An 18,908-nucleotide genomic window follows, 5' to 3' on the forward strand; every position below is an offset into this window, starting at 1 on the left:
ATCAATCCTTCAGGCTTTCTTCGCGCAACCCGTCGGCCAGGAGGTTCAGGCCGAGGACGAGGCTCATCAGCGCGAGGGCCGGGGTGACGGCGGGATGGGGGAAGAGGTTCAGAAGCTTGCGCCCGTCGTCGATGGTGGACCCCCAGTCCGGGCTGTCCGGGGAGACGCCAAGGCCGAAGAAGCCCAGCGTGCCGAGGAGGATCGTGGTGTAGCCGATGCGCAGGCAGAAATCGACGATCAGCGGCCCGCGCGCGTTGGGCAGGATCTCCCACAGCATGATGTACCAGGGGCCTTCGCCGCGGGTCTGGCCGGCGGCGACATAGTCGCGCGCCTTGATGTCCATGACGAGGCCGCGGACGATGCGGAACACGCCGGGCGAGTTCACGAAGACCACCGAGACGAAGACGTTGAGCATGTTCGGCTGCATCGACCAGATGCCCAGCGGGTCGCGGTTGAAGGCAAGGCCGGAATAGGCCCAGAGGCCGATCAGCAGCGTCAGGCCGACATAGATGTTGCGCTTGGTCGGGTCGGTGTAGAAGCGGCTGTTGAACAGGACCGTCAGGAAGATGATCGGGAAGATGAACAACAGCGCCGCCAGCACCACCGGGATGCCGGTGTTGCGGATCTCGGGCGTGACCAGAAGGTAGAACAGCAGGATCACCGGGAAGGCGAGGACCAGGTTGGCGAGGAACGAGATGACGGTGTCCAGCCGGCCGCCGAAATAGCCGGCAGGCAGGCCGAGCGTGATCCCGACCATGAAGGCGAAGAGCGTCGCGGCCGGGGCGATCTTCAGCACCTCGCGCGCGCCCATGACCATCCGGCTGAAAACGTCGCGGGCCAGGTGGTCGCCTCCCAGAAGATACCAGCCATAGGCGCTGTCGGGCGCAGCGATCCCGGGGGGCTTGTTCTTCAGGCCCGAAAGCTGGGCGAAGGCGTCATGGGTGACGATCACGTCGGCAAAGATCGCGGTGAAGACCCAGAACATCACGATTGCGAAGCCGATCATGCCCACAGTGCTGTCGAAAAGCTTGCCGTAGAGCCCGAGCCTGCGGCGAAAGCGCAGCGACAGGACGAAGGTCGCGGCCAGCGCCGCCCAGACCGGCCAGAACCGCACCGCCATGGCGCCGAGGATCCCGGCCTCGACCGGCGAGGGCATGACGGCGCCGGCCGCCAGCATGAAGAAGATCGCTGCGACGGCCGCGAAGAAGCTGTAGCGGATTCCGAGCGAGGCGAAATCGCCGGGCGAGCGGGCTGCGATCGTGCCGTCGGCGGACGGCAGGCGTGGCCCGTCGAGCCCGGCGAGGACGAACAGGAGCTTGGCCACTAGGCCAAGCGCCAGCGCGAGGAGGGCGATCTGCAACAGCGGCAGAAGCAGGGTGCCTGCGGTTCCGGTCCAGGTCAGCTGATCCATGATGCGCTCTCCCTCAGGCCAGCCGGATACGGGGATTCAGGAAGACATAGCCGATGTCCGAGATCAGCTGCGTCAGAAGGACGACGACCACCGCCACGACCGAACAGGCCAGCAGCAGCGGGATGTCGTTGTTCGAGGCCGCCTGCACCAGCGTCCAGCCGAAGCCCTTGTAGTTGAACAGGCTTTCCACGATCACGACCCCGTTCAGCAGCCAGGGGAACTGCAGCATGATGACTGTGAAGGGCGCGATCAGCGCGTTCCTCAGCGCGTGCTTCAGCACCACGTTGCGGAAGGTCACGCCTTTCAGACGGGCGGTGCGGATGTATTGCTGCGTCATCACCTCGGTCATCGAGGCGCGGGTCATCCGCGCGATGTAGCCGATGCCGTAAAGCGCGATGGTCATCACCGGCAGGGTGAAGTTCCAGAAGGTGATGTCATCCATCGCCGAGGTGGCCGAGGCGAGGAACAGGGTCTTGTTCGGCTCGATCAGCCCGTAGCTGGCGAGAAGCGGCGAGATCCCGGTGGAGGCCGTGGCGAACAGCGCGACGAGGATCACGCCCGAGACATATTCCGGCGTCGCGGTGGTGGCGATCGAGAAGGTGGAAAGCGTCCGGTCGGTCGCCGAGCCTTCGCGCATCCCCGACAGCACGCCCAGAAGCAGCGACGTCGGCACCATCACCAGCATCACCGCCAGCATCAGCCAGCCGGTGGCCGCCAGCTTTTCGCCCAGCGACGCGGCGACGGGCGACTTGAAGAAGGTGGAATACCCCCAGTTGCCCTGGAGGATGCCGCAGAAACGGGGTGCGGCAGCAGCATCCTCGCCGATCTGGAAGCAGCGGCCGCGCGACTGGCCCTTCTCGTCGGTATAGGTCCAGCCCGGCACCACGCCCAGCCACTGGCCATAGCGCAAGAAGACCGACCCGGAATGGCCGTTCTTCACGATCCAGTCGGCGACCGCCTCGTCGGTCATGCGCACGGACCCCTCGGTCCGGGCCAGCTTTTCCAGGTTGGGCGGCAGGTTGGTCAGGTAGAAGACCACGAAGGTCAGGGCGATGGCGGTCAGGAGCATGACTCCCAGACGCCGGAGCACGAACAGTCCCATGCCGGTCCCCTTTGGTTATGCTTTTTGGGAGGGGCGCGAGTGTCGCGCCCCTGTCCGTCGTTTCAACCCCTTCGGTCGATCAGGCCATCGACCACTTGTAGTGGTGATGCTCGAAGGCCGGGTGATGGGCTAGCCCGAGGAAGCCTTCCTTGTGGTGGCTGAACAGCGACCGCGAGAACGGGTTGATGATGTAGCCTTCCTCTTGCAGGATCGTGCCCATCTTGGCCGCCAGTTCCCGCCGCTTGTCGGCGTCGGCGATGGACAGGGCCTGTGCCATCAGCGCGTCGAACTCGGGGTTCGCCATGCCGGTTTCGTTCCACGAGCCGGTCGAGGTGTAGGCGAGGCTCATGTTCTGCACGGCGAGCGGCCGGTGGTTCCAGGTCGTGGACGAGAAGGGATACTTCTGCCAGTCGTTCCAGAAGGTCGAGCCCGGCATGACCGTGTGCTTGATGTTCATGCCCGCGTCCTTGAGCTGGGCCTGCACCGCAGCCGTGGTCGCGGCTTCCCAGCCGTCATCCAGCGAGATCACCTCGAACTCGGCATCCTTGAGGCCAGCCGCTTCCAGCGCAGGCATCAGCCCGGCCGGGTTTATCGTCTGCTTCGGAAGCTCGGGATATTCCGGGTGGATCGGGAACATGTGGTGGTTCTCGCCCGTCGCGCCGAGGTTGTTGTAGCCCAGTTCCAGCACCACCTTCGGATCGACCGCCAGCTGGATCGCCGAGCGGACCGCCTTGTCCTTGTAGAGGTCCGAAGTGGCCGAGTTCATCCGCACCACGATGGTCGAGGCGGTGACGAGTTCCTCCTTCACCAGGCCCATGCCGTCGAGGATGTCGATGTATTCGCCCACCGATTCATAGTTCGCGTCCACCTCGTCCGAGGAGAACAGCGCGACCATCGCAGCAGGGTCGGTGCCGAAGTCGATGTAGTGGATCTCGTCCAGGGGCGCGGTGCCGCCCCACCAGGTGTGATTCGGAGCGCGCACGAGGATCGCGCGCTGGCCGACGGAGACCTCCTGCGGGACATAGGGCCCGGTGCCGATCGGGTTGGTGGAGGGGTCCTGGCCGTCCTGGAACGAGGAATGGACCACGGCGGCCGGGTAGTCGGCGAGGTTCGGCACCACGGCGATGTCCGAGGCGGTCAGGTTAAGCTGCACCGTCATGTCGTCCACCTTGACCACGGCGCCGTCGCGCAGGGTCTTGGTGTCGGGGTTGACGAGGCCAGGGAAGCGCGAGGCCATCGCGTTGCCCTCGACGTTGCCGTCGGTCCAGCGGGCGAAGTTGCGCACCACGTCATCGGCAGTGAAGGGGTCGCCGTTGTTCCAGGTCACGCCGGGGCGGACCTTCAGCGTGTACTGGGTCGCGTCCTCGTTGGCTTCCCAGCTTTCCAGAAGCCGGCCCTCGAACGAGCCGTCGTTGTTGTACTGGATCAGGTATTCCAGCCAGCCGCGATAGATGTTGGCGATCTGCGGCCAGTCGGCCAGACGAGGGTCCTTGGTGCCCTTCACTTCCATCGCCACCCGGATCTTGCCGCCGACCTTGGCCTCCTGCGCCTGTGCCGGTGCGGGCATGCCGATCAGGCCATACGCCGCCGCCGCCGACACGCCCAGCGCCGTGGTGCGGGTCAGGAACTCGCGGCGGCTGAGCTTGCCCTCGGCATATTCGCCGGCATACATCCGCGCGGCCGGATGCAGGTCGCGCTCGCTGTTGAAGTCCTTCATCATCGTCTCCCTGTGAGTTTTTCTTTGCTTGCGGTGGTGTCGCCACCCCTCTGGATCCGCCCTGACCGCGATCAGCGGTCCAGATCGACCGTCCAGACGACTGCACACCCCTTGCCCGCATTGCGCATCTTTTTCGGCAATCCGTCAACGACTGCTTTCGACCAATGATATCGCATTTGCGACATTGGGTGGTCGAAAACAGACTGTGGACTGTCGCGATCGGATCACCCCGCGCGGCGGAAGGCGGTGGGGGACTTTCCGGTCACATGCTGGAAGGCGCGGGTAAAGTAGGCGGGCGAGTTGAAGCCCAGCTGTTCGGCGATCCGGCCCACGGGAATTCGGGTTTCCGCCAGGAGCTTGCGCGCCTCGAAGATACGCCGGTCCTGCAGGAGGGCCGAGGCCGGGCGCCCGCAGGCGGCGTTGCAGCAACGCGTCAGATGGGTGGGCGTGACGCCCAGCGCGGCGGCGAAATCGGCGACGTTCATGCCGGTGCGGAAGTTCCGTTCCAGAAGCGCGGTATAGCGCGCCACCAGCCGCCGCGTCGCGTCCTGGCGCGGCGCCTCGAGCGGGTCGGCCTTGCGCACCTGGCGTTCCAGCCAGACGCCCAGAAGGCCGACATAGGCCTCGGTCGCGCGGTCATGGGCGGGCGTGTCGCTTTCCAGCTCGCGCAGAATCGAATCAAGCAGGACGTTCACTTCCTGCTGGGCATGGACCTCGCGGATCCGCAGGTGCTGCGGCGTCTTGGGCAGGACCACCTTCGGATCGCGGCCGAAGAAGACGGCGGTGCCGAAAACCTGGGGGCCCGCCTCGAAGCCGTGCATGACCCCCGCGGGGATGAAGATCGCATTATGTGCCGTGTAGCCGCGCGTCACCCCCGAGATCGTGATGCGGCCCTGGCCTTTGGTGAACCACAGCAGGCAGGGCTCCGAAAGCGACCGCATCGCCTCGACCCGCCAGCGGCCACCGGAGGCCAGGCGTGGAATGGCGACGAGACGCAGTTGCGAGGCAGGCGTGGCGATGGGCATTTTCGCTCGGATCCCGTGGCAGAGGCAGCGTTGAACGCAGTTAATCAGGCCCCGGCCCGCAACCCAAGAGATTTTCCGGGGTCCGGCCCTGACTTGTCCACGGATGTTCCATTTTCCTGTGTAAAAGGCTGTGGATAAGTGGAAAGTTCCGATAACTTGTGCGGCCAACCCCATGTCAGGGAAGGGAAACCTGCCGCCAGTCCTTCATGTTCGATCTGAACCAGGTCCGCTGCCGCTTGGCATATTGCCGGCTGGCCAGCGTGGCGGCCTGGGTGGCCTCGTCCAGCGTCGTTTCCCCGCGCAGATGGGCGATCAGTTCCGGCCCGCCGATCGCCTTTGCGGAGGGGCGTCGCGGGTCCCAGTCCGCCAGGTTCGCCCGCGCCTCATCAAGCGCGCCTTCGGTTAGCATCTGGTGAAAGCGCCGGTCGATCCGGGCGTTCAGCCAGGGAACCTCGGGCACGAGGACCAGGGCCTCGGCGCGTTCGAGCGGCAGGAAAGGCGCGGGCGTGTCCGCCTGCCAGGCGGCAAGGCCCCGCCCGGTGGCGCGCAGCACCTCCCAGGCGCGCTGGACGCGGACGGGGTTCTGGCGGTCGATCCGCGCGGCGGTCTCTGGGTCTAGCTCGGCCAGAAGCCCCTCGTGCCCCTCGGCGGCGCGGCGGGCATCGGCTTCGGCGCGGATCTCGGGCGGGACCTCGGGCACCTCGGCCAGCCCGCGGGTGAGGGCGTTGAAGTTGAGACCCGTCCCCCCGACGATCACGACCGGGCGGTCGAGGAGGGGCGCTACATCGCGCAGCCAGTGACCCACGGAATAGGGCGCGTCGTGCGGGACGTGGCCATAGAGCGCATGGGGCAGGGCGGCCTCGTCGGCGGGCGAGGGGCGGGCGGTCAGGATGCGCCAGTTGGCATAGACCTGAAGGGCATCTGCGTTGACGATCAGGCGGTTGTCGCGCGCGGCAAGCTCCATCGCCAGGGCCGACTTGCCGCTGGCCGTGGGACCGGCGATCAGGACCGGCGCCTCGCGCGATATGCTGGCGGTCTGCACTTGGAAACCCCGGTTGAACCTGCCGCGGTTTTGCGACATTTTGCGGCCCAGTCCAAACAAGAAAACGATATGCAGGGGTCCCATGGCGGAGACAGCCACCAGATACAGCCGCGTCATGCTGAAGATTTCCGGCGAGGCGCTGATGGGGGACCAGGGTTATGGCCTGCATCCGCCGACCGTGGCGCGCATTGCCGAAGAGGTGAAATCGGTCCGCGACCTCGGCGTCGAGATCTGCATGGTGATCGGCGGCGGCAACATCTTTCGCGGCTTGCAGGGCAGCGCACAGGGGATGGAACGGACGACGGCGGACTACATGGGGATGCTGGCCACCGTGATGAACGCGCTGGCCATGCAGTCGGCGCTGGAGGCGATCGGGGTCTTCACCCGCGTCATCTCGGCCATCCCGATGGATCAGGTCTGCGAGCCCTACATCCGCCGCCGCGCGGTGCGGCACCTGGAGAAGAAGCGGGTCTGCATCTTCGCCGCCGGCACCGGGAACCCCTATTTCACCACCGACACGGCGGCGACGCTGCGGGCCTCCGAGATGGCCTGTCAGGCGATCTTCAAGGGAACGAAGGTGGACGGGGTCTATGACAAGGACCCCAAGAAGCATGCCGACGCGAAACGCTATGAGCATGTGACCTACGACGAGGTGCTGGAAAAGCATCTGGGCGTGATGGACGCGACCGCGATCGCGCTGGCACGCGACAATGCGCTGCCGATCATCGTCTTCAGCCTGGACGAGCCCGGCGGGTTCCGGGGAATCCTGGCGGGGCAGGGGACCTATACCCGCGTCGAGGGCTAAGCCCTTGCGGACGCAGCGTTAAACCGGCGGGTTAACGGAAAGTGTAGCGTCTGGCATCCGTCTGGCATGCGTCGGCTTTGCGTCGGGCACGGGGCGGGCGGGGCCGGCGTTAACCATGTCCGGCGAGCAGCCCTGCGGTCGGGCGGGCGCTTGGGCCTATACCCGGCCCGCGCGGCTCTGCTATAGAGCGCCAGATCGCGGGTGGGGCAGCCCGCAGGGAAGTGAAGGAGCAGCCGATGGCTCATGAAGAGATCGAGATCGACACCGACGACCTCCAGCGCCGGATGGACGGCGCGATGGCGGCGCTGAAGACGGAATTCGCCTCGCTGAGAACCGGCCGCGCCTCGGCCTCGATCGTCGAGCCGATCCAGGTGGAGGCCTATGGCCAGATGACGCCGATCAACCAGCTGGGCACGGTCAACGTGCCCGAGCCGCGGATGGTGGTCATCAACGTCTGGGACAAGGCGATGGTCGGCAAGGTCGAGAAGGCGATCCGCGAGTCAGGGATAGGGATCAACCCGGTCACCGACGGCCCGCTGATCCGCCTGCCGATCCCGGAACTGAACGAGGAGCGCCGCCGCGAATTGACCAAAGTTGCCGCGCAATATGCCGAGCAGGCCAAGGTCGCGATTCGCAACGTGCGGCGCGACGGGATGGACCAGATCAAGAAGGCGAAGGCGCAGGGCATGAGCGAGGACGACCAGAAATTCTGGGCCGACACGGTGCAGGAGCTGACGGACAAGGCGATCGCTGCCGTGGACAAGGCGCTGGAAGCCAAGCAGGCGGAGATCATGCAGGTCTGACCTGCGGGCGGAGGGGCGGCGAGTGTCGAAGGACTTGCAGGTGGAGGCCGCAGCGCGGCCAGTCAACCATCTGGCGATCATCATGGACGGCAACGGCCGCTGGGCCACCAACCGGGGCTGGGCGCGTCTGGTCGGCCACCGCAAGGGTGCCGAGCGGGTGCGCGAGATCGTCAAGGCGGCCCCCGACCTGGGGATCAGGTGGCTGACGCTCTATGCCTTCTCGACCGAGAACTGGAAGCGGTCCACAGAGGAAGTCCTGGGCCTGATGGCGATCTTCGCCCGTTACATCGAGCGCGAGGCCGACCGGCTGGCGCAGGCGGGCGTCAGGATGCGCTTCATCGGCGACCGGAGCCGGCTCGACCCCAAGCTGCAACGCATGATGGCCGGGATCGAGGCGCGCACGGCGGGGCTTGACCGGCTGAACCTCACGGTCGCGATCAATTACGGCGGGCGGGACGAGATCGTCCGCGCGGCCCGCAAGGTGGCCGAGGCCGCGGCGGCGGGGCTTCTGGACCCTCGGCATCTGACCGAGGCGGCCTTCGGCGAAAGGCTCGACACCGGGGGGCTGCCCGACCCTGACCTGGTGATCCGCACCAGCGGCGAGACGCGGACCTCGAATTTCCTGCCCTGGCAGGCGGCCTATGCCGAATACGAGTTCACCGAGACGCTCTGGCCGGATTTCGGGCCGGAGGAGTTGGCCGCGATCGTGGCGCGCTTCTCGAACCGACAGCGGCGCTTCGGCGGGGTGGTCCGGTGAGCGATCCGGGGCCGGCGCCTGCCGGCAGATGGGCGGACCTGCGCACGCGCATCCTGTCGGCCATCGTCATGCTGGCGGTGGGCGCGGTCGAGATCTGGTTGGGCGGCACGGCCTTTGCCGCGCTGGTCATCGGGCTGACCTCGGTGATGGTCTGGGAACTGGCGACGATGACGGCGCCGGGGGGGCGGAAGGCTCCGGTCACCATCGCCGTGACGGCGGGGGCTGCGCTGATGCTGGCCATGGTGCTGCGCAGCGACATCGCGGTCCTGTTCCTGATGGTGCCGACGCTGGTCCTGATCCTGACCCCGCGCCGCGACCGGCGGCTGTCGGGCGCCTATGCGCTGGCGATCATGCTGGCGGGCTACGGACTGGTCGAGCTGCGCCAGACCGGGGGCGACCGGGCGATCCTGTGGCTGGTGGCGGTGGTGATCGTCTCGGACGTGCTGGGCTATTTCGTGGGCCGGCTGGTGGGAGGCCCGAAGTTCTGGCCGGCGCTGAGCCCGAAGAAGACCTGGTCGGGCACGGTGGCGGGCTGGATCGGCGCGGCGCTGGTGGGGCTGGTCCTTGTCCTGGCGGTGGGCACGAGCTGGCTGATCGTGCCGGTCTCGGCGCTGGTGGCCCTGGCCGGGCAGATGGGCGACATTGCCGAAAGCTGGGTCAAGCGGCGGGCCGGCGTAAAGGATGCCTCGGACCTGATCCCGGGCCATGGCGGCGTGCTGGACCGGTTCGACGCGTTGATCGGGGCGGTGGTCTTCGTGCTGCTTCTGGGCCTCTTCGCGCCGGTCACGCGCCTGTTCGGTGGGTGAGGCGATGCGCAGCATCTCGATCTTTGGTGCCACGGGGTCGATCGGCGAGCAGACCGTCGATCTTCTGCTGCGCGCGGGCGGGGCCGGGACGCATCGCGTGGTGGCGCTGACCGGGGGACGGAACCTGGCACGGCTGGCCGAGATGGCGCGCCTGTTGCGGGCCGAGATCGCGGTCTGCGCCGATCCGCGAGACTTGCGGGAGCTTCGTGAGCGGCTGGCCGGTTCGGGTGTCGAGGCGGCGGCGGGGCCGGAGGCGTTGCTCGAGGCCGCCGACCGCCCGGCAGACTGGGTGATGAGCGCAATCGTCGGCGCGGCAGGGCTGGCGCCGGGGTTCCGCGCCCTGCGGCACGGGGGCACGCTGGCGCTGGCCAACAAGGAAAGCCTGGTGACGGCCGGGCCGTTGCTCATGGCCGAGGCCGCGCGGCAGCGGGCGCGGATCCTGCCGGTGGACAGCGAGCACTCGGCGATCTTCCAGGCGCTGGTCGGCGAGGACATCGCGGCGGTGGAGCGGATCATCCTGACCGCCTCGGGCGGCGCCCTCCGCGACTGGCCGATCGAGCGTCTGGCCGCGGCAACCGTGGCCGAGGCGCTGGCACATCCTAACTGGACGATGGGGCACAGGATCACGATCGATTCGGCATCCATGTTCAACAAGGCACTGGAAGTCATCGAGACCCGGGAATTCTTCGGTGTCGCCCCGGAGCAGATCGAGGTCATCATCCACCCCGAGAGCCTGATCCATTCCATGGTCGGCTACCGCGACGGGGCGATCATGGCGCATATGGGGGCGCCGGACATGCGCCATTCCATCGGCTATGCGCTGAACTGGCCCGAGCGGGCGCCGCTGCCGGTGGCGCGGCTGGACCTGGCCCGGATCGGCCAGCTGACCTTCCGCGCGCCGGACCTTCAGCGCTATCCCGCGCTGCGGCTGGCCCGTGAGGTCATGGCGCGGCGCGGACTGGCAGGGGCGGCCTTCAACGCGGCCAAGGAGGTGGCGCTCGACCATTTCCTGGCCGGCGGGATCGGATTCATGGACATGGGCTGCGTGGTCGAGGCGGTGCTCGAGGTGCTGGACCCCGAGCTTGGCCGCGAAAACGACAGAATGACCCTTGAGGATGTGCAGGCCGTGGACCATCTGGCACGGCAAAGGGCAGGTGAGATCGTGCGCCGGCAGGCAGGAGAGCGGTGATGGAAGCGATTGTGGCGGCGCTTGGCGGCACGGCCTGGACGGTGGTGTTCTTCGTGATCGCGCTGTCGGTGATCGTCTTCGTGCACGAATACGGCCATTACATCGTCGGCCGCTGGTCGGGGATCCATTCCGAGGTCTTCTCCATCGGCTTCGGCCCGGTCCTGTTCAGCCGCACCGACCGGCGCGGCACGAAATGGCAGGTCGCGGCGATTCCCTTCGGCGGCTATGTGAAGTTCCTCGGCGATGTGGATGCGTCCTCGGTGCGGTCGGCCGATGTCTCGGGGCTGTCGGCCGAGGAGCGGCGGCATACGATGGCGGGCGCTCCGCTCTGGGCGCGGGCGGCCACGGTGGCGGCGGGGCCGGTGTTCAACTTCATACTGACCTTCGTGCTTCTTGCGGGGCTGGCGCTGGCGGTGGGCGTTCCGCGCGAGGAACCGACGGTGGGCGCGCTGCGGGCCTTTCCGTACGAGGGGCCGTCGCTGGTCGAGGGCGACGTGATCCTGGCGGTGGACGGCCAGCCGACGCCGGACTGGGCGACCTTCAACCAGGTGGTGGACACAGTGCAGGACCGGACCGTGCTGACCTACCGGGTGCGCCGGGGGGGCGAGGAGCTGGAGGTCGAAGGCCCGCATCCGCGCGCGCCCGTGGTGGGCGAGGTGCAGATCCGGTCCGCCGCGATGGACGCGGGCCTCCGCGAGGGCGACGTGATCCTGAGGGCGGACGGCAAGGATGTCCGCTTCTTCGCCGAACTGCCCGAGATCGTCGCGGCCGGCAAGGGCCAGCCGGTGGCGCTGACCGTCTGGCGCGACGGCCGGACCTTCGAGCTGTCGCTGACCCCGCGCATCCGCACGGTGGACGACGGCAGCGGCGGCTTCACGGAACGCTACCTGCTGGGGCTTTATTCCGGCATGTTCTTCGAGCCTGCCGTGCGCAGTGTGGGCCCCTGGGAGGCGGTGACGGGCGCGGCGCAGAGCATGTGGCTGATGACGACGACGACCTTCTCGGGCCTGTGGCACATGATCCAGGGGGCCATCAGCAGCTGCAATCTGTCGGGCGCGATCGGGATGGCGGAAACGGCAGGTGACGCCGCGCGCAACGGGGCGGAGAGCTTCGTCGGCATGCTGGCGATCCTGTCGCTGGGCGTGGGCATCCTGAACCTGTTCCCGATCCCGGTCCTGGATGGCGGTCATCTGGTGTTCCACGCCTACGAGGCGGTGACGCGGCGCAAGCCCTCGGAGCGGGCGCTGCGGATCCTGATGACGGTGGGTCTGACGCTGGTGCTGTCGATCATGCTGTTCGGGCTGAGCCGCGACCTTCTGTGCCACTGACAGCGCCGGCACGGTCTGCGCCCTGATCGGCAGGGCGCTGCGCGGCCATTGCCCTTCTACCACAACATCTTGCAAAGTTATCCACAGGGACCGCAGGCTTTTGACAAAGCTGCGCTTTCCCGCTAGTCAATCCCGTAACAATAAATTCGGCGAGGATGCAAAATGCGGATGACCCAATGCGCGGCCCAGGGGCAGCCTGCCCGGGCAAGGTCCAGGGCTCGTCTGCTGGCCACGGCTGTTTTCTTCGGTGCCGCAACGGCTTCGCAGCCGTTTCTCCAGCCCGCGTTCGCGCAGGTCTATTCCTTTTCGAACGTGACCATCGAGGGCAATGAGCGTGTCGATGCCGCAACCATCCTGAATTATGCCGGAATCAGGCGCGGGCAGGAGGTTTCCGCCGCGGCCCTGAACGATGCCTACCAGCGCATTCTCAACTCGAACCTGTTCGAGACGGTCGAACTGGTGCCGCAAGGTTCGACCCTGGTGATCCGGGTAAAGGAATACCCGATCGTCAACGTGATCTCGATCGAGGGCAACAAGCGGCTGAAGGACGAGAAGCTGGCCGAGCTGATCAAGTCGCAGCCGCGGCGGGTCTATTCTCCGGCCCAGGCCGAGGCGGACGCCGCCGCCATCGCCGAGGCCTACCGCGTCGGCGGGCGTCTGGCCGCGACGGTGACGCCCAAGATCATCCGCCGCAGCGACAACCGGGTCGATCTGGTATTCGAGATCACCGAGGGTCGCGTGGTCGAGAACGAGCGGATCACCTTCGTCGGCAACAAGGCCTTCTCCGACCGCCGTCTGCGCCAGGTGCTGGAAACCAAGCAGGCGGGCTTTCTGCGCACCCTGATCCAGCGCGACACCTTTGTCGCCGAGCGGCTGGACCTGGACCGCAAGATGCTGACCGACTTCTACCAGTCGCGCGGCTACATCGACTTCCAGGTTGTCGATGCCAGCGCCGAGGTGAGCCGTGAACGCGATGCGACCTTCGTCACCTTCACCGTGCGCGAGGGGCTGTCCTACAAGATCGGCAAGATCTCGACCGTGTCCGAGGTCGAAGGACTGGACGCGGCCGAGTTCGAGGCGGTGCAGCGGATCCGCACCGGCCAGACCTACAGCCCGCTTCTGATCGACAACAACATCACCCGGATGGAAACGCTGGCCCTGAAGAAGGGGCTGAACTTCGTCCGTGTGGAGCCGCGCATCACCCGCGACAACCGCAACCAGGCGGTCGACATCGAGTTCGCCATCGTCCGCGGCGAGCGCATCTTCGTCGAGCGCATCGACATCGAGGGCAACACGACCACGCTGGATCAGGTGATCCGCCGCCAGTTCCGCACCAGCGAGGGCGACCCCTTCAATCCGCGCGAGATCCGCCAGGCCGCGGAACGGATCCGCGCGCTTGGGTTCTTTTCCGACGCTCAGGTCAACGCCGACCAGGGCTCGGCACCGGACCAGGTCGTGGTGAAGGTCGGCGTCGAGGAACAGCCGACCGGCTCGCTGAACTTCGGCGTCAGCTATTCGGTGGCGAACGGCACCGGCTTCAACATCGGCTTTTCCGAGACCAACTTCCTCGGTCGCGGTCAGCGGCTTTCGGTGTCGATCTCGACCGCCTCGGACAACCAGAACTCCAGCTTCAGCTTCACCGAGCCGGCTTTCCTGGGCAGGGATCTGCGCTTTTCGATCGGCGCCTATTACCGGACTTCCGAATCGGATTACTCGGCCTATGACACGCGCAGCGTCGGGTTCAGCACCAGCCTGGGCTTCCCGGTCGGCGAGCAGTCCAGCCTGGATCTGAGGATCGGGGTCGCCGAGGACAGGCTGTTCAACTACACGGGCGACTCGCCGATCATCATTGCCGAGGAGGCGGAAGGCGCGCGCCGGTCCACCTCGGTGGGATACACCTACGAGTTCGACAACCGGATCACGGGTCTGAATCCGAAGGGCGGTGTCCTGTTGCGTTTTGGCCAGGACTTCGCTGGTCTGGGGGGCGACAACAGCTATATCAAGACCACGGCGCTGGCCCTGGCCGAGACCAAGGTCCTGAACGAGGAGGTGACGCTGCGCGCCATCTTCGAGGGTGGCGCGATCACTTCGCTGGGCGGAAACGTCACCCGGGTGACGGATCGTTTCTTCGGCAACGGCAAGATCCGGGGCTTCGAGCCGAACGGGATCGGGCCGCGCGATCTGGGCGCCACGGATCAGGATGCGCTTGGCGGCAACATGTTCGCGGTCGCACGTTTCGAGGCCGACTTCCCGTTGGGCCTGCCCGAGGAATACGGCATCACCGGCGGCGCCTTCTTCGACGTGGGCTCGGTCTGGAGCCTCGACAACACGTCCGGGTTCGGCGGCGCCGAGGTGGACGACGGCTTCAACCCGCGTGCCAGCGTGGGCCTGTCGCTGTTCTGGACCACGCCGATCGGTCCGCTGCGGTTCAACTTCAGCAAGGCGATCGTCAAGGAAGACTACGACAGGGAACAGAGCTTCGACCTGACGATCCAGACCCGGTTCTGATGGTGGCCTGGCGGCGCGGATCCCGGCGCCTGGGGCTGCGAAGCCTGATTCTGGCCGGGCTGATGCTGGTGGGCGTGGCGGCTTCGGCGCAGGAGACCCCGGAGCCTGCGCCGATTCTGACGCTGGACCAGGACCGCCTGTTCCTGGAATCGGACTTCGGCAAGGCGGTGGTGGCGCGAGAGAGGGCCGACACGGCCGCGCTGGAGCAGGAGAACCGCCGCATCGAGGCGGAACTGGTGGCGGAAGAACAGGCGCTGACCGACCTGCGGGCCACGCTTGCGGCCGAAGAGTTTTCGGCGCGGGCAGAAGCCTTCGATGCCAAGGTCGAACGGATCCGGGCCGAACAGGATGCCAAGGCCCGGCGTCTTACCGAGCGGCGCGACGCCGACCGCAAGGCCTTTCTCGAGGTGGTCGTGCCAGTGCTGGGCGCCCTGCTTGGCGACCGGGGGGCAACGGCGATCCTGGACAAGAACATGGTCATCCTGTCCCTGTCGGCGGTGGATGTGACCGATGAGGCCATCGCCAGGGTCAATGCCGCACTCGCCAAGCCGCAGGCGCCTGCCCCCTGATCCGGCCCGGCCTTCCGCGACAACTTGTGCCGTCCTGCGCGACTTGCTAGCTAGACCGCAACTGCGTGCGGGCTTCTTCGGACGAAAGGGTGCCAGGATGGATGGAACTGCCGTGACACATGCCGATCTGGACCTGATCCAGCGGATCATTCCGCACCGGTATCCGTTCCTCCTGATCGACAAGGTGCGCGACATCGTACTCAACGACAGTTGCGTCGGCATCAAGTGCATCACCCTGAACGAGCCGCAGTTCCAGGGCCATTTCCCCGGCATGCCGATCTTTCCCGGCGTGATGATCATCGAGGCCATGGCCCAGACCTCGGGCGTGCTGGTCGGGCTGTCGATGGATCTGGTGGACCGGAACGCCAAGGTGTTCTTCATGGGCGTGGACGGGGTGAAGTTCCGGCGCAAGGTGGTGCCGGGCGACGTGCTGGAACTGCATGTGAAGGCGCTGCGCGGGGGCGGCCGGGTCTGGAAGTTCGAGGGCCGCGCCATGGTCGAGGGCGAGCTGGCCTGCGAGGCCACCTTCATGGCGATGTTCGACGTGGCGAAGGCCTGAGCCGGGGCATGACCATTCACCCTTCCGCCCAGGTCCACCCTTCGGCCATCGTCGAGCCCGGCGCCGTGATCGGTGAGGGCTGCGTGATCGGTCCGTTCTCGATCGTCGGGCCCGAGGTGGTGCTGGGCGCCCGCGTGGTGCTGAAGTCGCATGCCGTGGTGACGGGCTGGACCGAGATCGGCGCGGACACGGTGATCTTTCCCTTCGCTACCGTCGGCGAGGTTCCGCAAGACCTGAAATACCAGGGCGAGCGCACGCGGCTGATCGTCGGCGCCCGCTGCCGCATCCGCGAGGGCGCGACGCTGAACACCGGGACGGAGGGCGGCGGCGGGGTGACGCGGGTCGGCGATGACGTGCTGATCATGACCGGCGCCCATGTCGGCCATGATGCGCAGATCGGCAACCGGGTGATCCTGGTGAACAACGTGGCCATTGCCGGTCATGTGGTGCTGGGCGATGACGTGATCGTGGGCGGCCTGTCGGGCGTGCACCAATGGGTGCGCGTCGGCCAGGGCGCGATCATCGGAGCGGTGACGATGGTCACCAATGACGTGATCCCCTATGGCCTGGTGCAGGCGCCGCGGGGCGAGCTGGATGGGCTGAACCTCGTGGGCCTGAAACGGCGGGGCGTGGACCGGGCGGGGATCACCGCGCTGCGCGCCGCCTATCAGACGCTGGCGCAGGAGGACGGCAGTTTCCTCGACCGGGCGCGGAAGCTGGCCGAGGAAAGCGACAATCCCCTGGTGCGCGAGATCGCCGATTTCATCCTGTCGAAGTCGGACCGCAGCTTCCTGACCCCCAAGGGCGGGCGCTGACCCATGCGGACGGCGATCATCGCCGGGCGGGGACGGCTGCCGGCCGAACTGGCCGCGGCGATGGCCGAGCCGCCGCTGGTCGCCGCGCTGGACGGTTTCGCGCCCGAAGGCATCACGGTGGACCTGACCTTCCGGGTCGAGCGGCTGGTCCCCTTCCTGCGGGCGCTGGAACGGGACGGGGTGGACCGGGTGATCTTTGCCGGAGCCGTCACCCGCCCGCGCCTCGACCCCGGCCTGATCGACGAGGGCACCGCCGCGCTTCTGCCGCGGCTGATGCAGGCGATGGCGGCGGGGGACGACGCGACGCTGCGGGTGGTGATCGAGCTGTTCGAGGAGTCGGGCTTCACTGTCGCCGGGGTGGAAGAGGTGGCCCCGGCGCTGCTGCCGGGCGCGGGGGTGCTGGCCGGATCGGTCGGTCCTCAGGATGAGGCCGATGCGGCGCGGGCCGCGGCGATCGTCGCCGCCCTGGGGGCGGTGGATGTGGGGCAGGGCGCGGTGGTGGCGCAGGGTCTGTGCCTCGGGGTCGAGGCGCTGCCGGGGACGGATGCGCTTCTGGCGCAGGTGGCGGGCGTCGGCGCCTTGCGCCCCGACCCGGCCCGGGGGCGCGGGGTGTTCTACAAGGCCGCGAAGCCCGGGCAGGACCGGCGCATCGACCTGCCGACGCTGGGACCGGAGACCTTGCGCGGCGCGGCGGCGGCGGGGCTGGGCGGGGTGGCCTTCGAGGCGGGATCGGTGATCTGCCTCGACCTGCCGGGGATGCGGCAGCTGGCCGACGAACTGGGTCTGTTCCTCTGGGCGCGCGCATGACTGCCGCGGGCTCATCGCTTGCTGCGCGGCGCTCTTCGCCGGGCGACGCGCAGCGAAGAGCGGGCGCAGCCGAGCGATGAGCGGGCCGGTGAAGCTGTTCCTGATCGCGGGCGAGCCCTCGGGGGACCGCCTGGGCGCGGCGCTGATGGCGGGGCTCAGGTCACTTGTGCCGGTGGAGTTCTCCGGGGTCGGCGGGCCGCTGATGCAGGCCGAAGGGATGGCGAGCCTTTTCCCGATGGAGGAGCTGTCGGTGATGGGCATCGCCGAGGTGCTGCCGAAATACCTGCACCTCAAGCGCCGGATCCGCGAGACGGCCGAGGCGGCCCTGGCCTCGGGCGCGGTGGCGCTGGTGACCATCGACTCGCCCGATTTCTGTCTGCGCGTCGCGGCGCTGGTCAAGGCGCGGCGGCCGCAGATGCGCACCATCCACTATGTCGCGCCCTCGGTCTGGGCCTGGCGGCCGGGTCGCGCGGCGAAGATGGCGCGGGTCATCGACCATGTGCTGGCGCTTCTGCCCTTCGAGCCGCCCTACATGACGGCGGCCGGCATGACATGCGATTTCGTGGGGCATCCGGTGGTGGCCGAGCCGCTGGCCACGGAGGCCGAACGCGCCGCCTTCGCGGGGCCGGGTCCGCTCCTCCTGGCGCTGCCGGGGTCGCGGCGGGGCGAGGTCGCGCGGCTGGCGCCGGTTTTCGGGGCGGTGGTCGGGCGGCTGAAGGCGCGGCACCCGGACCTGCGCGTGGCGTTGCCCACGGTGCGCGGTGTGGCAGACCTGGTCCGCGCGCTGACCGCGGACTGGCCGGTGGCACCGCAGATCATCGAGGATGCAGCCGGCAAACGCGGCGCCTTTGCCGCCGCCGATGTGGCGCTGGCGGCCTCGGGGACGGTCTCGCTGGAATTGGCTGCCAACGCCTGCCCGATGGTCATCGCCTATGACATGCACCCGCTGACACTGTGGCTCATGCGCCGCGCGGCGCTGGTCGATACGGTGACGCTGGTCAACCTGGTCAGCGAGACCCGCGCGGTGCCCGAGTTCATCGGCCCGGACTGCCGCGCCGAGCGGATCGCCCCGGCGCTGGAGGCGGTGCTGGCCGACCCCGGCGCGCAAAGGGCCGCCATGGCGCTGACGATGCAGCGGCTGGGCCGGGGCGGAGAGCCGCCTGGTCTCAGGGCTGCGCGGTCGGTGCTGGCGGCGCTTCGCCGTTGACGATCGCCAGGACCTGCGGCATCAGCCCGTCCATCTTCTCGTTGATGAGCTTCATCATCCCCGGCTGCTGCGCCGCGGTCAGCTGGGGCAGCTTGGCCATCACCGACCGTCCCTCGGGCGTGGCGTAGAAGTCGCGCAGCGCCGTGATCTCTGCCAGGGTGAACATGTCGGCCATGATACCGGCCTGGTCGCGCATCAGCCGGGTCATCGGTTCGGTGAAGGTGTCGAGATAAAGCTGGCGGATCTTGCCGATCTGCTCCTCGCCGAGAGTCTGCCCCCCGGCCGCGACCTGCTGCAGGATCGGCTGATACATCGTCTCGATCAGCGCATTCATGTCGAAGCCCTGCAGGGCCAGTTCGACATATTCGGCGGCCACGGCCAGCCGCTCCTCGCGGGTTTCGGCGAGGGCGGGCAGGGGCAGCGCCAGAAGCGCCGCAAGAAGCAGGGATTTCAACGGA

The 18,908-nt window shown here is 67.6% G+C and carries 18 protein-coding genes; 12 read left to right on the forward strand and 6 right to left on the reverse strand.

Going from position 1 to position 18,908, the window contains the following annotated elements:
- Position 1: 1 nt before the first annotated feature.
- From FL625_RS01180 to miaA, 5 genes are all read right to left on the reverse strand, one after another.
- Entirely contained in the window at positions 2-1,411 is a 1,410-nt protein-coding gene (locus FL625_RS01180; RefSeq protein ID WP_149586803.1) for an ABC transporter permease, read from the reverse strand.
- 13 nt (positions 1,412-1,424) lie between these two features.
- Positions 1,425-2,513, reverse strand: coding sequence for an ABC transporter permease (locus tag FL625_RS01185; RefSeq protein WP_149586804.1), 1,089 nt, complete (start codon positions 2,511-2,513; stop codon positions 1,425-1,427).
- A gap of 79 nt (positions 2,514-2,592) precedes the next feature.
- Positions 2,593-4,230 carry an ABC transporter substrate-binding protein gene (locus FL625_RS01190; protein ID WP_235019274.1) on the reverse strand — a complete coding sequence of 546 codons (1,638 nt, stop codon included), beginning with the start codon at positions 4,228-4,230 and terminating at the stop codon, positions 2,593-2,595.
- Between the two features lie 224 nt (positions 4,231-4,454).
- Positions 4,455-5,255: an AraC family transcriptional regulator gene (locus FL625_RS01195; RefSeq protein ID WP_149586805.1), complete on the reverse strand. Its 801-nt coding sequence runs from the start codon at positions 5,253-5,255 to the stop codon at positions 4,455-4,457.
- A gap of 175 nt (positions 5,256-5,430) precedes the next feature.
- Positions 5,431-6,336 carry a tRNA (adenosine(37)-N6)-dimethylallyltransferase MiaA gene (gene miaA, locus FL625_RS01200; protein ID WP_149586806.1) on the reverse strand — a complete coding sequence of 302 codons (906 nt, stop codon included), beginning with the start codon at positions 6,334-6,336 and terminating at the stop codon, positions 5,431-5,433.
- A 43-nt stretch (positions 6,337-6,379) separates the two neighbouring features.
- Here miaA and pyrH point away from each other — a divergent pair, with 43 nt between their 5' ends.
- From pyrH to lpxB, 12 genes are all read left to right on the forward strand, one after another.
- Positions 6,380-7,102, forward strand: a complete 723-nt coding sequence (gene pyrH / locus FL625_RS01205; RefSeq protein WP_149586807.1) for a UMP kinase — start codon at positions 6,380-6,382, stop codon at positions 7,100-7,102.
- Between the two features lie 236 nt (positions 7,103-7,338).
- Complete coding sequence (gene frr, locus FL625_RS01210; protein ID WP_149586808.1) at positions 7,339-7,905, forward strand: ribosome recycling factor; 567 nt, start codon at positions 7,339-7,341, stop codon at positions 7,903-7,905.
- Between the two features lie 82 nt (positions 7,906-7,987).
- The gene (uppS, locus tag FL625_RS01215) at positions 7,988-8,662 is read left to right on the forward strand and encodes a polyprenyl diphosphate synthase (RefSeq protein WP_149587142.1); all 675 of its coding nucleotides are present in this window, start codon (positions 7,988-7,990) and stop codon (positions 8,660-8,662) included.
- Positions 8,659-9,468 carry a phosphatidate cytidylyltransferase gene (locus tag FL625_RS01220; RefSeq protein ID WP_268815749.1) on the forward strand — a complete coding sequence of 270 codons (810 nt, stop codon included), beginning with the start codon at positions 8,659-8,661 and terminating at the stop codon, positions 9,466-9,468. Before uppS ends, FL625_RS01220 begins: the two co-directional genes overlap by 4 nt.
- A 4-nt stretch (positions 9,469-9,472) precedes the next feature.
- Positions 9,473-10,657: a 1-deoxy-D-xylulose-5-phosphate reductoisomerase gene (gene dxr / locus FL625_RS01225; protein ID WP_149586809.1), complete on the forward strand. Its 1,185-nt coding sequence runs from the start codon at positions 9,473-9,475 to the stop codon at positions 10,655-10,657.
- Positions 10,657-11,985 (forward strand): RIP metalloprotease RseP, encoded by a 1,329-nt coding sequence (rseP, locus tag FL625_RS01230; RefSeq protein ID WP_149586810.1) that lies wholly within the window; start codon positions 10,657-10,659, stop codon positions 11,983-11,985. Before dxr ends, rseP begins: the two co-directional genes overlap by 1 nt.
- 168 nt (positions 11,986-12,153) lie before the next feature.
- The gene (gene bamA / locus FL625_RS01235; RefSeq protein WP_149587144.1) at positions 12,154-14,493 is read left to right on the forward strand and encodes an outer membrane protein assembly factor BamA; all 2,340 of its coding nucleotides are present in this window, start codon (positions 12,154-12,156) and stop codon (positions 14,491-14,493) included.
- A complete protein-coding gene (locus FL625_RS01240; protein WP_149586811.1) occupies positions 14,493-15,062 on the forward strand; it encodes an OmpH/Skp family outer membrane protein in 570 nt (189 codons plus the stop codon). Before bamA ends, FL625_RS01240 begins: the two co-directional genes overlap by 1 nt.
- A gap of 97 nt (positions 15,063-15,159) precedes the next feature.
- A complete protein-coding gene (gene fabZ / locus FL625_RS01245; RefSeq protein WP_149586812.1) occupies positions 15,160-15,621 on the forward strand; it encodes a 3-hydroxyacyl-ACP dehydratase FabZ in 462 nt (153 codons plus the stop codon).
- A gap of 8 nt (positions 15,622-15,629) precedes the next feature.
- On the forward strand, positions 15,630-16,436 hold the full coding sequence (gene lpxA / locus FL625_RS01250) for an acyl-ACP--UDP-N-acetylglucosamine O-acyltransferase (protein ID WP_149586813.1): 807 nt from the start codon (positions 15,630-15,632) through the stop codon (positions 16,434-16,436).
- Positions 16,437-16,439: 3 nt separating this feature from the next.
- Positions 16,440-17,243, forward strand: a complete 804-nt coding sequence (locus FL625_RS01255; RefSeq protein ID WP_149586814.1) for an LpxI family protein — start codon at positions 16,440-16,442, stop codon at positions 17,241-17,243.
- Positions 17,244-17,331: 88 nt separating this feature from the next.
- Positions 17,332-18,450 (forward strand): lipid-A-disaccharide synthase, encoded by a 1,119-nt coding sequence (gene lpxB, locus FL625_RS01260; RefSeq protein WP_149587145.1) that lies wholly within the window; start codon positions 17,332-17,334, stop codon positions 18,448-18,450.
- Here lpxB and FL625_RS01265 read toward each other — a convergent pair.
- The gene (locus FL625_RS01265) at positions 18,410-18,904 is read right to left on the reverse strand and encodes a DUF2059 domain-containing protein (RefSeq protein WP_149586815.1); all 495 of its coding nucleotides are present in this window, start codon (positions 18,902-18,904) and stop codon (positions 18,410-18,412) included. The genes lpxB and FL625_RS01265 overlap by 41 nt on opposite strands.
- Between the last annotated feature and the right edge of the window lie 4 nt (positions 18,905-18,908).

It is taken from the genome of Tabrizicola flagellatus (assembly GCF_008271465.1).
GTDB classification, from domain to species: Bacteria; Pseudomonadota; Alphaproteobacteria; order Rhodobacterales; family Rhodobacteraceae; genus Tabrizicola; species Tabrizicola flagellata.